This is a genomic window from Chitinimonas koreensis (genome assembly GCF_014353015.1).
GTDB classification, from domain to species: Bacteria; Pseudomonadota; Gammaproteobacteria; order Burkholderiales; family Chitinimonadaceae; genus Chitinimonas; species Chitinimonas koreensis.
This window is the reverse complement of record NZ_CP060704.1, coordinates 3,660,567-3,673,781: the sequence shown is the minus strand read 5'-3', so window position 1 is coordinate 3,673,781 and position 13,215 is coordinate 3,660,567. Positions and strand designations below refer to the sequence as shown.

The following is a 13,215-nucleotide window of genomic DNA, read 5'->3' as shown; positions in this document are numbered from 1 at the left end:
CCACAGGCAGCATCGTGGGTGAATATCTGGAATATCCGACATGACTACCGCTGTTTCCCCCATGATGGAAAGTTTCGCCGCCCTCTTCGAAGAGAGCCTCTCGCGCCAGGAAATGCGCACCGGTGAAGTGATCACCGCCGAGGTCGTCGCGGTCGAAGACAAGTTTGTCGTCATCAACGCCGGCCTGAAGTCCGAGTCGCTGATCGACATCAACGAATTCAAGAACGACCAGGGCGTGATCGACGTCAAGGTCGGCGACTTCGTCCAGGTCGCCATCGACAGCATCGAGAACGGTTTCGGCGAAACCAAGCTGTCGCGCGAAAAGGCCAAGCGCCTCGCCGCCTGGATCGACCTCGAAGACGCGCTGGAAAAGGGCACCATCAAGACCGGCCTGATCTCGGGCAAGGTCAAGGGCGGCCTGACGGTGATGATCAACGGCATCCGCGCCTTCCTGCCGGGTTCGCTGGTCGACATCCGTCCGATCAAGGACACCACGCCGTTCGAAGGCAAGAACATCGAGTTCAAGGTCATCAAGCTCGACCGCAAGCGCAACAACGTCGTCGTGTCGCGCCGCGCCGTGCTCGAAGAGACCATGGGCGAAGAGCGCGAAAAGCTGCTGTCCACGCTGCAAGAAGGTGCCGTGGTCAAGGGTATCGTCAAGAACATCACCGACTACGGTGCGTTCGTCGACCTCGGCGGCATCGATGGCCTGCTGCACATCACCGACCTGGCCTGGCGCCGCGTCAAGCACCCGAGCGAAGTGCTCACCGTCGGTGACGAAGTCACCGCCAAGGTGCTCAAGTTCGATCAAGAGAAGAACCGCGTCTCGCTCGGCCTCAAGCAGCTCGGCGAAGATCCGTGGGTGGGCCTGGGCCGCCGCTACCCGCAAGGCACCCGCCTGTTCGGCAAGGTCACCAACATCACCGACTACGGCGCGTTCGTCGAGATCGAGCAAGGCATCGAAGGCCTGGTGCACGTGTCGGAAATGGACTGGACCAACAAGAACATCCACCCGACCAAGGTCGTCCAGCTCGGCGACGAAGTCGAAGTGATGATCCTCGAGATCGACGAAGACCGCCGCCGCATCAGCCTCGGCATGAAGCAGTGCATGGCCAACCCGTGGGACGATTTCCAGGCGACCTTCAAGAAGGGCGACAAGATCCGCGGCGCCATCAAGTCGATCACCGACTTCGGCGTGTTCATCGGCCTGCCGGGCGGCATCGACGGCCTGGTCCACCTGTCGGACCTGTCGTGGAACCTGCCGGGCGAAGAAGCCGTGCGCAACTACAAGAAGGGCGACGAAGTCGAGGCCCTGGTGCTGTCGATCGACGTCGAGCGCGAGCGCATCTCGATGGGCATCAAGCAGCTCGAAGGCGATCCGTTCAACAACTTCGTGTCGACCAACGACAAGGGTTCCGTGGTCAAGGGCACCGTCAAGTCGCTCGACGCCAAGGGCGCCGTGATCGCGCTGACCGAAGAAGTCGAAGGCTACCTGCGTGCCACCGAAGTCTCGCGCGACCGCGTCGAGAACATCGGTTCGGTGCTGAAGGAAGGCGACCAGGTCGAGGCCATGATCATCAACATCGATCGCAAGAACCGTTCGATCAACCTGTCGATCAAGGCCAAGGACATGTCGGACGAGTCGAGCGCCATGACCAAGCTCAGCGCCGAATCGGCCGGCAATGCCGGTACGACCAGCCTGGGTGCGCTGCTGAAGGCCAAGCTGTCGGGCAACCAGTCCGAGTAAGCCATGATGTCTTCAGGAAGCCCCATGACCAAGTCCGAGCTGATCGCCAAGCTTGCGGAGCGGTACCCGCAGCTCGTGGCGAAGGACGCCGAGTTGGCCGTGAAGACGATCCTCGACGCGATGGCGACCAGTCTCGCCAGTGGCCAGCGGATCGAGATTCGGGGTTTCGGCAGCTTCGACTTGAACTACCGTCCGCCGCGGACGGGGCGCAATCCCAAGTCCGGCACCAAGGTTGCGGTGCCGGAGAAGTACGTGCCCCACTTCAAGGCAGGCAAGGAGTTGCGGGAGCGCGTGGACGGCCGCGAGATGTAAGGCCGGCCGCAGCGCACCACCGCCGATAGGGAACGCGACGTCTTCGGGCGTCGCGTTTTCTTTTGCGGATCTTTTGCGGATCGCCTCGGCGCACCGGGCCGATCGGTAGGTTCCGCCAATTCCATCGGCTGTGCCGATTGAATATCAGCAGCGCTGATTTATTGCTTTGCCGGCCCCTCGGGTAAAATGCGCACCGTTCATCTCCGAGGATGCCGCCGTGCGCTATCTCGCCTGGTTCGTCAGGATCGTGCTGTTCCTGCTGCTGTTCGCCTTCGCCATCAAGAACACCGATCCGGTGACGCTGCACGGCCTGTGGGCATCGCGCTGGGAAATGCCGCTGATCGTGGTGGTGCTCGCTGCCTTCGCCCTCGGCGTGGCGGCCGGCGCGCTGGCCATGGTGCTGCCCTACACGCGCATGCGGCGCGAGCTGCAGGAATTGCGGCGGCAGCGGCGCAAGGACGGCAGCGCGCCGCTCGACGAAGTGCTGCCCGACCGGGTCGAGCCGGCCGCGCCGCTCGACGCGGTACTCTGACCCCGATCGCCTCCGACAGAAGGGACCCAAGTGGAATTCGAAGCCTGGTGGCTGATCCTGTTTCCGGCCGTGTTCGGCCTCGGCTGGCTGGCCGCGCGCGTCGACATCAAGCACGTGCTCGCCGATTCGCGGTTGTTGCCGCGCCAGTATTTCGAGGGCCTGAACCACCTGCTCAACGACCGGACCGACAAGGCGGTCGAGGTGTTCGTCGACCTGGCCCGCAACCATAGCGAATCGATCGAGCTACAGTTCGCGCTCGGCCACCTGTTCCGCCGCAAGGGCGAGATCGAGCGCGCGATCCGCATGCACCAGAAGCTGCTGGGCCGGCCCGAGCTCAAGCAGCACGAGAAGCACAACGCACAGTACGAGCTGGCGCTCGACTTCATGAAGGCCGGCCTGTTCGACCGCGCCGAGGAGCTGTTCGGCCAGCTCGGCGAGACCGACCTGAGCCGCGCCGCGCGCCGCCACCTGCTCGGCATCTACCAGCAGGAAAAGGAATGGCACAAGGCGATCGAAGCGGCCCAGCAGCTGCGCGACACCAGCCATACCTACCAGCACGAGATCGCCGAGTTCTATTGCGAGCTGGCCACCGCCGCGATCACCCGCTCGCAGCCGGCCGAGGCGCGCCAGTACCTGCAGCAGGCGCTGGCCGAGCACCGCAAGTGCGTGCGCGCCAACCTGATCCTGGGCGACCTCGCCGCCGGCGAAGGCCAGTACGAGGCCGCGATCGAGGCCTGGTTGCGGATCGAGTCGCAGGATCACCGCTTCCTGCCGTTCGCCGCGCGCAAGCTGCTCGACGCCTACGACCGCCAGGGCCGGGCCGAGGAGGGCACCGCGCTGTTGCGCGGCTTCCTGTCGACCTATCCCGAGCTCGACATGCTCGACGTGGTGTACGAACGCATCGCCGCGACCGAGGGCGCCGAAGCGGCCTACGGCTGGCTGCGCGAGGAGCTGCGCCGCAATCCGACCCAGGCCGGCCTGGTCAAGCTGCTGGCCGCCCAGGCCGCCGACGCGCCGCCCGAGCGGCGGGCCGAGACCGACACCATGCTGCGCCTGACCCAGGAAGCCACGCGCGGGCTCAGCATGTACCACTGCGCCGCCTGCGGTTTCAAGGCGCGCCAGTATTTCTGGCATTGCCCGGCCTGCAACGAGTGGGAAAGCTTCCTGCCGGCGCGCGGCCAGGCCAAGGCCTGAGTGCCGACGCCCGCCGCAGCGGCCGGCCTCGCAGCACCGGCCGCCTTCCACCCTCCGACCGACCCGCGCTGAGAACCCGACCATGAGCCCGCATCCCGATCCGAAGATTCTCGTCGCCCTCGACTACCACGAAGCCGCCCCGGCCCTGGCCTTCGCCGACCGGGTGACGCCCGGGCTGTGCCGCCTCAAGGTCGGCAAGGAGCTGTTCACCGCGGCAGGGCCGCAACTGGTCGAGCAACTGGTGAAGCGCGGCTTCGATGTGTTCCTCGACCTCAAATTCCACGACATCCCCAATACCGTGGCGCAGGCGGTGAAGTCGGCCGCCGCGCTCGGCGTATGGATGGTCAACGTGCACGCGCTCGGCGGCCGCAAGATGATGAGCGCGGCGCGCGAGGCGCTCGACGCGCAGCAGCACCGGCCGCTGCTGATCGCGGTGACGGTGCTGACCAGCATGGACGGCGAGGCGCTGGCCGAGCTCGGCCTGCCCGAGCCGGCGGTGCTGGTGCCGCTCTTGGCGCGGCTGACGCTCGATTGCGACCTCGACGGCGTGGTCTGCTCGGCGCAGGAGGCCTCGGTGCTGAAGAAGCTGTGCGGGCAGGATTTCAAGCTGGTCACGCCGGGCATCCGGCCGGCCGGCAGCGCGGCCGGCGACCAGAGCCGGATCATGACGCCCGAGGCCGCGCTGGCGGCCGGCGCCGACTACCTGGTGATCGGCCGGCCGATCACCCAGAGCGCCGATCCGCTCGCGGTGCTGGAATCGATCCGCGCCAGCCTGGCCGCCGCCTGACCAACGCAACAGGAACATCCCATGAAGCTCACCATCGTCGGCACCGGCTACGTCGGCCTCGTCACCGGCACCTGCCTGGCCGAGGTCGGCAACGACGTGCTCTGCCTCGACCTGGATCCGGCCAAGATCGCCACGCTGCGCGAGGGCGGCATCCCGATCTACGAGCCGGGCCTGCAGGAGATGGTGCGCCGCAACGCCGCTGCCGGCCGCCTGCGCTTCACCACCGACATCGACGAGGCCGTGGCCTTCGGCACGCTGCAGGTGATCGCGGTCGGCACGCCGCCCGGCGAGGACGGCTCGGCCGACCTGCAGTACGTGGTGGCGGCGGCGCGCAACATCGGCCGCCGCATGACCGAATACAAGGTGGTGATCGACAAGTCGACCGTGCCGGTCGGCACCGCCGACCGCGTGCGCGCGGCGATCGCCGAGGAACTGGCGGCGCGCGGCGCCGAGGTGCCGTTCTCGGTGGTGTCCAACCCCGAATTCCTCAAGGAAGGCGCCGCGGTCGAGGACTTCATGCGGCCGGACCGCATCGTGGTCGGCAGCGACGACGAGCGCGCCACCGAGCTGCTGCGCGCGCTGTACCAGCCGTTCCAGCGCAACCACGACCGCCTCCTGGTGATGGACGTGCGCTCGGCCGAGCTGACCAAGTACGCCGCCAACGCGATGCTGGCCACCCGCATCTCCTTCATGAACGAGCTGGCCAACCTGGCCGAAGTGCTCGGCGCCGACATCGAGCTGGTGCGCCGCGGCATGGGCTCGGACCCGCGCATCGGCTACCACTTCCTCTACCCGGGCCTGGGCTACGGCGGTTCCTGCTTCCCCAAGGACGTGCAGGCGCTGCGCCGCACCGGCAGCGAGCACGGCGTCGAATTGCAGGTGCTCGGCGCGGTCGAGGCCGCCAACGCGGCGCAGAAGCAGCGGCTGGTCGCCAAGGTCGTGAAGCACCTCGGCGGCGATCTGAGCGGCCGCCATTTCGCGCTGTGGGGCCTGGCCTTCAAGCCCAATACCGACGACATGCGCGAGGCGCCGAGCCTGACCGTGATCGAGGGCCTCCTGGCGCGCGGCGCCACCGTCACCGCCTACGACCCGGTGGCGGCGCACGAGGCCGGCCGCCTGCTCGGCGGCCGCATCCGTTGCGCGGACAGCCCGATGGCGGCGCTGGCCGGCGCCGACGCGCTGCTGATCGCGACCGAGTGGAAGGAATTCCGCAGCCCCGATTTCGAGGCGATCAAGCAGGCGCTCAAGCAGCCGCTGATCGTCGACGGCCGCAATCTGTACGACCCGAAGCTGATGCGCGAGCTGGGCTTCGTCTACGACGCCATAGGCCGGTGATCCCACCCGTCCTGCCGGCCGGCGCCGGCAGGAACCGAATGCCGCGGCGGCCGGTCGGTACCGGCCCCGCCGATCGTTAGAAAGACCCCGCAATGAAGCACGATTCCCTCCGCCAGTCCCTGGCCCGAACCCGCGTCCTGGTCGCCGGCGACGTGATGCTGGACCGCTACTGGTTCGGCGACGTCGAGCGCATCTCGCCCGAGGCGCCGGTGCCGGTCGCGCTGGTCCGGCGCACCGAGGAGCGCGCCGGCGGCGCCGCCAACGTGGCGCGCAACATCGCCGCGATCGGCGGCCGCGCCACGCTCTTGTCGGTGGTCGGCGCCGACGAGCCGGGCGCGGCGCTCGAGCGTCTGGTGGTCGAGCATGGCGTGGCCGCCTCGCTGTTCCGCGACGCCAGCATCACCACCACCGTCAAGGTGCGGGTGGTGGCGCGCCAGCAGCAGCTGATCCGGCTCGACTTCGAATACAGCCCGAGCCACGAAGTGCTGGCCGCCACGCTCGACGCCTACCTGGCCGCGCTGGCCGAGCACGACGTGGTGATCCTGTCGGACTACGGCAAGGGCGGCCTGACCCACGTCACCACCATGATCGAAGCGGCCCGGGCGGCCGGCAAGCCGGTGCTGATCGACCCCAAGGGCGACGACTACAGCCGCTACCGCGGCGCCACGCTGCTGACGCCGAACCGTTCCGAATTGCGCCAGGTGACCGGCAAGTGGCGCGACGACGCCGACCTCGAGGCGCGTGCCCAGGCGTTGCGCGCCGACCTGGCGCTCGACGCGCTGCTGGTGACGCGCTCGGAGGAGGGCATGAGCCTGTACGAGGCCGGCGGCGCCCATCACGTGCCGACCGTGGCGCGCGAGGTCTACGACGTCTCCGGTGCCGGCGACACCGTGATCGCCACGCTGGCGGCCATGCTCGGCGCCGGCCTGCCGCTGGCGCAGGCGATGGAATGGTCGAACCGCGCCGCCGGCATCGTGGTCGGCAAGCTCGGCACCGCGGTGGCGACGGCCGAGGAGCTGTTCGACGCCTGATCTTCGCGGCGCCCCGATCGCGGCGCCGCTTCTCCCGACTCCGACCGGACGCCTCCGCATGCCCGAACCGCGCCGCCTGGCCCGCAGGATGCCCTGGTGGCTGGCCGCGCTGCTGGCCGGCGCGGCCGTGCTGTGGCTGGCCGGGCGGCTGGCCGAGCAGAGCGAGCTGGCGCGCATCCGCCAGGCCGGCGGCCACCGGCTCGAGGTCTATGTCGGCAGCCTGCGCAACGCCGTCGACAAGTACGCCTACCTGCCCTACGTGCTGTCGATCAACGACGACGTGGCCGGCCTGCTGGCCCGGCCGCAGGACGCCGCGCGGCGCGAGCGCGTCAACCGCTACCTCGAGACCGTCAACCGCTCCGCCCGCTCGTCGGCGCTCTACCTGCTCGATGCGCACGGCGAGGCGATCGCCGCCAGCAACTGGAATACGCCGCAGAGCTATGTCGGCAACAACTACGCCTTCCGGCCCTACTACCAGGATGCGCGCGCCGGCCGGCCGGGCCGCTTCTACGGCGTCGGCGCCACCACCCGCCAGCCCGGCTACTTCCTGTCGCAGCCGGTGTTCGATGCGCGCGGCGTGGCCGGCGTGGTGGTGGCCAAGGTCAGCCTCGATGCGCTCGAGACCAGCTGGCAGCGCGCCGGCGACCGCGTGCTGGTGGCCGACCGCGCCGGCATCGCCTTCCTCTCGGCGGTGCCGGCCTGGAAGCTGCGCAGCCTGGCGCCGGTCGCCGCGCCGGCGCTCGACTACATCCGCCAGACCAGCCAGTACGACCGCCGCAGCTTCAGTCCGCTGGGACTGGTCGAGCTGTCCGCGCTCGATGCCGATGCGCGCGTGGTGGCGCTGCCCGAAGGCCGCGGCCGCAGCGCTTGGCTGGCGCAGACGGTCGCGCTCGACGACCACGGCTGGCGCGTGCTGCTGCTGTCCGACCTGGCGCCGCTGCGCCAGACCGTGCGCAACGCCCTGGTCGCCACCGGCTTCGGCCTGATCGCGCTGTGGCTGCTGTTGCTGTACTGGCGCCAGCGCCGCCGCCGCATCCGCGACAACCTGGCGGCCGGCGAGGCGCTGCGGCGCGCCCACGACGAGCTGGAACGCAAGGTGGCCGAACGCACCCGCGACCTGATCGACAGCAACCGCGCGCTCGAACGCGAGGTGGCCGAGCGCAAGCGCACCGAGACCGAGCTGCGCGCGGCCCAGGACGAGCTGGTGCAAGCCGCCAAGCTGGCGGTGCTGGGCCAGATGGCGGCCGGCGTCACCCACGAGCTGAACCAGCCGCTGGCCGCCATGCGCACGCTGGCCGACAACGCGGTGACCCTGCTCGACCGCGGCCGCCCCGAACAGGCGCGCGGCAACCTCGGCATGATCGCCGGCCTGGTCGAGCGCATGGGCCGGATCACCGGCCAGCTGCGCGCCTTCGCCCGTAAGCGCAGCGCCGACCGGCCGGCCGTGGCGGTGCCGGTCGCGCAGGCGCTGGCCAATGCCCGACTGCTGCTGGAGGACCGCTTCGCCCGCCGCCGGGTGGCGCTGCAGCTGACGCTGGCCGATCCGGGCGTGGCGGTGCTCGGCGACCAGGTGCGGCTCGAGCAGGTGCTGATCAACCTGCTGCGCAATGCGCTCGACGCGGTGGCCGAGATCGCCGCGCCGCGCATCGAGGTGCGGGTCGACACGCTGGGCGAGCGGGTCCGCATCGAGGTCTGCGACAATGGCCCGGGCATCGCCGCCGAAGCGCTCGGCCGCCTGTTCGAGCCCTTCTTCACCACCAAGGACGGCGAAGGACTGGGGCTCGGCCTCGCCATCTCGCTGTCGATCCTGCGCGATTGCCAGGGCCGCCTGAGCGCCGCCAACCGCGCCGAAGGCGGCGCCTGCTTCACCATCGAGCTGCCCGCCGCGCCGGCAGGCTGATCCATCGCATCCCGAGGCCGCCATGCAAGTCCTGTTCATCGACGACGAACCGCTGATCCGCCACGCCAGCGCGCAGACGCTGGAACTGGCCGGCCTCGAGGTCGCCGCCTTCGACCGCGCCGAGGCGGCGCTTGGCCTGCTCGGCCGCGACTTCGCCGGCGTGCTGGTCAGCGACGTGCGGATGCCGGGCATGGACGGCCTGCAGCTGCTGGCCCGGGCCGCGGCGCTCGACCCGGAGCTGCCGGTGGTGCTGGTGACCGGCCACGGCGACGTCGCCATGGCGGTGCAGGCGATGCGCGACGGCGCCTACGATTTCATCGAGAAGCCGTTCTCGTCCGAGCAACTGGTCGAGGTGGTGCGCCGCGCGCTGGACAAGCGCCGGCTGGTGCTGGAGAACCGCCAGCTGCGGCGCGAGCTGGAGCGGCGCGACGGCATCCAGGCCCTGCTGCTGGGCCGCAGCGAGGCGATCGAACAGGTGCGCCGCACCATCGCCAACGTGGCCGATACCGGCGCCGACGTGCTGGTGCTGGGCGAGACCGGCAGCGGCAAGGAGCTGGTGGCGCGCTGCCTGCACCAGTGCAGCGGCCGAGCCGCGCGGCCCTTCGTCGCGCTCAACTGCGGCGCGCTGCCCGAGAGCCTGTTCGAGAGCGAGATCTTCGGCCACGAGGCCGGCGCCTTCAGCGGCGCCACCAAGCGGCGCATCGGCAAGGTCGAGCATGCCGACGGCGGCACGCTGTTCCTCGACGAGCTCGAAAGCATGCCGCTGGCGCTGCAGGTGAAGCTGCTGCGCGTGCTGCAGGAGCGCACCATCGAGCGGCTCGGCGGCAACGCCAGCGTGCCGGTCGACTGCCGGGTGGTGGCGGCGACCAAGGACGATCTGCGCCAGCTGGCCGACCGGCAGAAATTCCGCGCCGACCTCTACTACCGGCTCAACGTGGTCAGCATCGTGCTGCCGCCTCTGCGCGAGCGGCGCGAGGACATCCCGCTCCTGTTCGAGCATTTCGTGCTGCAGGCCGCGCTGCGCTACAACCGGCCGGCGCCGCTGCTCGAGGCCGGCCGCCTGCGCGAGCTGATGGCCCAGCCCTGGCCCGGCAACGTGCGCGAGCTGCGCAACGTGGCCGACCGCTTCGTGCTGGGCCTGCTGGAGCCGGCCGCCGGCCAGACGCCGCTGAACCTGCCGGCGCTGCTCGAGCGTTTCGAGAAGAGCCTGATCGTCGACGCGCTCGACCGCGCCGGCGGCCAGGTCAGCGCCGCCAGCGAGGCGCTCGGCCTGCCGCGCAAGACGCTGTACGACAAGGTGAAGAAATACGGCTTGAGCGGCGGCGAGTAGCGACTGCGGCCATGGCGGCCGTCACGCTGGCCCCGGTTGGCGCGAAAGAAGGGACTTAAAGGGATCGGCACCAAAAAAAACAGGCTCCTGTTTCCAGGAGCCTGTTTGCATTCGAGCCGGACGGAAACCGGCGCGGGCCGCTCTCCGTCCGGCTTCCCGGCCGATCAGAACTGATGCGAGATCGAGCCGTAGACGTAGCGGCCGCGCAGATCGTACAGCGTGTAGTTGTACAGGATCGTGCCTTCGTTGGCGTTCAGCGGCGCCTGCTTGTCGAAGACGTTGTTGGCGCCGAGGGTGAGCCGGGTCTTCTTGAACAGCGTGTAGTTGGCCTGCAGGTCGTAGGTGTTCCACGACGGCACGTGCTCGACCGTGTCCAGCGTCGGCTCGGTATAGCGCCAGTTGTCGATGAAGTTGTGGCTCAGCGTCAGGTCCACGTCGCCGCGGCTCCAGCCGAAGCTGGTGCGCGCGCGCATGCGCGGGTTGCCGTCGACGCCGTTGGTCGACTCCAGCTCGGCGCCCGGCTCGTCCTGCGACTTGCGCGAGATGGTGTAGCCGATGTTCGAGCTGACGCTGAAGCGGCCGTAGGCGGTGGCCGAGGTGCGGCCCTTCAGGTCCAGGTCGATGCCCTTGACCGTGGTCTTCTGGTCGAGCTGGGCATACACGCGCTTGACGAAGATGATCGGGCCGGGCATGCCGCGGATCTGGTCGTTGGCGGTCGGTACGTCGCGCAGCACCTTGTCGGCGTTGCCTTCGAGCTCCTTCTTGACCACGTCGTTGCCGGCCGGGCGGATGATCAGGTCGCGTTGCTGGATGTCGTACCAATCGACCGCGGCGCTGAAGCTGCTGTTCGGCTCGAACACGAAGCCGAGCGCGTAGCTGCGCGACTTCTCCGGCTTGACGTTGCGGTTCGGCTCGATCTGGGTGCTGATCGAGGCGCCCTGGCAATAGTTCGCCGCGGTGTACGGGCGGCCGGTGACCGGGTCGATCTTGAAACCCTTGCTCGTGTCGTTCGGGTCGACGCGGGTCAGGTCGCAGCGGCGCTTGTCGGTGATGGTCTGGAACGAGTAGGACACGCCGGTGCCGTTCTCGGCGAAGGTCGGCGCGCGGAAGCCCTCGGTATAGCTGCCGCGCAGCAGCAGTTGGCGGAGCGGCTGGAAGCGGAAGGCGACCTTGGGCGTGGTGGCGCTGCCGAAGTCGTCGTAGTCGTCGCGGCGCACGGCCAGCTGGACTTCGGCGTCCTTGAACACCGGGATGTTCAGCTCGCCGTAGACCGAGTTGGCGTCGCGGTCGGCCTTGTTGGTGGTGTAGCCCAGGCCCAGCACGTCGAACTTGGTCAGGTTGTCGGACGACACGTCGTCGAGCGACTCCTTGCGGAATTCGACGCCGGCGGCGAGCTGCAGCGGGCCGGCCGGCAGCTCGGTCAGCGTGCCGGCGACCTTGGCGTCGACCTGGCGGAAGGTGGTGTCGGCGGTGCGCACGGTGTTGGCGCGGATGCGGTTCAGCACCGCGGCGGTGTTCTTGCTGTGGTCGAGGAAGTCGTAGCTGCGGTCGTTCAGCACCTGGGTCAGGCCGCTGACCGACAGCAGGTTGACCTGGGTCCGCTCGGTCTTGCCCTTGGAGTCGAGCGCGGCGACTTCCCAGTCCCAGTCGTGGAAGCTGCCCTTGACGCCGACCAGCAGGCGGTACAGGTCAGCCTTGACGGTCGAGTCGCTGGTGCCGATATCGGTGAAGCGGTAGCTCAGGCCGACCGGACGGTTGTACGGGTTGTTCGGGTGGCCGACCGGCAGCGTCAGCGGGAACGGCCTGGCGCCGCTGCTGGAGAAGGTGGTCGAGGCGCCCCAGGTCGGCGGTGCGCCGGGGGTGTCGGTGGTGTTGCGGTTGAACAGCGCCTCGGCGAACAGCTGGGTGTCTTCGCTCAGTGCGAACACCGCGCGGCCGGTGAAGCCGACGCGTTCGGTCGAGGGGATCAGCACGCCGTAGGGCGTCAGGTCGGTGTAGCAGACCGGCGCGGAGCCGCCGGGCAGCACGATGATGCGGTCGGCCGGGCAGTTGGCGGCCGGGCGGGTCGAGCCGGCGAAGATGGTGTCGGCGCTCGACAGCTTGCGGTAGGTCGGGTACTCGCTGAACGACGACCAGTTCACGGTCGAGCCCGGTACCAGCTCGCGCGCATCGCCGTCGTTGTAGATGTCGTTGCGGTCGCTGTACATCAGCTTCTCGCGCTTGAACACCTGCAGCACGCCCATCGCGTTGAAGCGGTTCTCGGTCAGCGAGCCGAAGCCGCCGGCGATCGAGGCACCGTATTCTTCGGCGCCGCCTTCGGTGGTGCCGCCGGCCTTGGCGGTCAGTTGCAGGCCGGTGTAGTCCTTGCGCAGGATGATGTTCACCACGCCGGCGATCGCGTCGGCGCCGTAGATGGCCGAGGCGCCGTCCTTGAGGATCTCGATCCGCTCGACCGCTTCCTGCGGGATGCTGTTGAGGTCGACCGAGGTCTCCTGCAGGTTCTGCGCGAAGCCGTAGTTGGCCAGGCGGCGGCCGTTGAGCAGGGTCAGCGTCGACTTGGAGCCCAGGCCGCGCAGCGAGATGGCCGACGAGCCGGGCGAGAAGCTGTTGGTGAAGGTCTCGTTGTAGTTGCCGGTCGCGTTGGCCGGCAGGTTGCGCAGCAGGTCGGCCACCGTGGCGACGCCGCTCTTGTCGATGTCCTGGCGCGAGATCACCTGGACCGGCGCCGGGCCTTCCTTGGCGATGCGCTTGATGTTGGAGCCGGTGACCGTGATGCGTTCAGCGGACGGATCGGCGTCGGCCGCGAGCGCGACCTGGCCGAAGACGGCGACGGCCGCGGCGAGAGGGGTGAGCCGCAGGGCACGGGGCAAAGTCATGGTGTAGCACTCCGAGTGGTGATTCGAATCCATCGCCCACGATGTAAATAGATGTAAATGCGTGGGGAGGCCGGAGGCTACTGACGTTTACGAATATATGCGAATCAATTAGGCCAAATGGGTAATTGACTGTGTCTGTAATGTGACAAATGAATAGGCATGGGCTGTACA

At 68.8% G+C, this 13,215-nt stretch carries 10 protein-coding genes; 9 read left to right on the top strand and 1 reads right to left on the bottom strand.

Going from position 1 to position 13,215, the window contains the following annotated elements; genetic code table 11:
• The first annotated feature begins 64 nt into the window (after positions 1 to 64).
• The 9 genes from rpsA (at position 65) to H9L41_RS15190 (ending at position 10,168) form a co-directional block, all read left to right on the top strand.
• Positions 65 to 1,747, top strand: coding sequence for a 30S ribosomal protein S1 (gene rpsA / locus H9L41_RS15230; protein ID WP_157461854.1), 1,683 nt, complete (start codon positions 65 to 67; stop codon positions 1,745 to 1,747).
• A gap of 24 nt (positions 1,748 to 1,771) precedes the next feature.
• Positions 1,772 to 2,059 (top strand): integration host factor subunit beta, encoded by a 288-nt coding sequence (locus H9L41_RS15225; RefSeq protein WP_028444546.1) that lies wholly within the window; start codon positions 1,772 to 1,774, stop codon positions 2,057 to 2,059.
• A 217-nt stretch (positions 2,060 to 2,276) separates the two neighbouring features.
• A complete protein-coding gene (locus tag H9L41_RS15220; RefSeq protein ID WP_028444545.1) occupies positions 2,277 to 2,591 on the top strand; it encodes a LapA family protein in 315 nt (104 codons plus the stop codon).
• Between the two features lie 30 nt (positions 2,592 to 2,621).
• The gene (gene lapB / locus H9L41_RS15215; protein ID WP_028444544.1) at positions 2,622 to 3,785 is read left to right on the top strand and encodes a lipopolysaccharide assembly protein LapB; all 1,164 of its coding nucleotides are present in this window, start codon (positions 2,622 to 2,624) and stop codon (positions 3,783 to 3,785) included.
• An 82-nt stretch (positions 3,786 to 3,867) separates the two neighbouring features.
• The gene (gene pyrF / locus H9L41_RS15210) at positions 3,868 to 4,572 is read left to right on the top strand and encodes an orotidine-5'-phosphate decarboxylase (RefSeq protein WP_028444543.1); all 705 of its coding nucleotides are present in this window, start codon (positions 3,868 to 3,870) and stop codon (positions 4,570 to 4,572) included.
• A 21-nt stretch (positions 4,573 to 4,593) separates the two neighbouring features.
• Entirely contained in the window at positions 4,594 to 5,907 is a 1,314-nt protein-coding gene (locus tag H9L41_RS15205; protein WP_028444542.1) for a UDP-glucose dehydrogenase family protein, read from the top strand.
• A gap of 92 nt (positions 5,908 to 5,999) precedes the next feature.
• A complete protein-coding gene (gene rfaE1 / locus H9L41_RS15200; RefSeq protein WP_051318639.1) occupies positions 6,000 to 6,938 on the top strand; it encodes a D-glycero-beta-D-manno-heptose-7-phosphate kinase in 939 nt (312 codons plus the stop codon).
• Positions 6,939 to 6,996: 58 nt separating this feature from the next.
• Positions 6,997 to 8,838 (top strand): sensor histidine kinase, encoded by a 1,842-nt coding sequence (locus H9L41_RS15195; protein WP_034605869.1) that lies wholly within the window; start codon positions 6,997 to 6,999, stop codon positions 8,836 to 8,838.
• Positions 8,839 to 8,860: 22 nt separating this feature from the next.
• Positions 8,861 to 10,168 (top strand): sigma-54-dependent transcriptional regulator, encoded by a 1,308-nt coding sequence (locus H9L41_RS15190; protein ID WP_028444541.1) that lies wholly within the window; start codon positions 8,861 to 8,863, stop codon positions 10,166 to 10,168.
• A 164-nt stretch (positions 10,169 to 10,332) separates the two neighbouring features.
• Here H9L41_RS15190 and H9L41_RS15185 read toward each other — a convergent pair whose 3' ends face one another.
• Complete coding sequence (locus tag H9L41_RS15185) at positions 10,333 to 13,044, bottom strand: TonB-dependent receptor (RefSeq protein WP_028444540.1); 2,712 nt, start codon at positions 13,042 to 13,044, stop codon at positions 10,333 to 10,335.
• Positions 13,045 to 13,215: the final 171 nt, after the last annotated feature.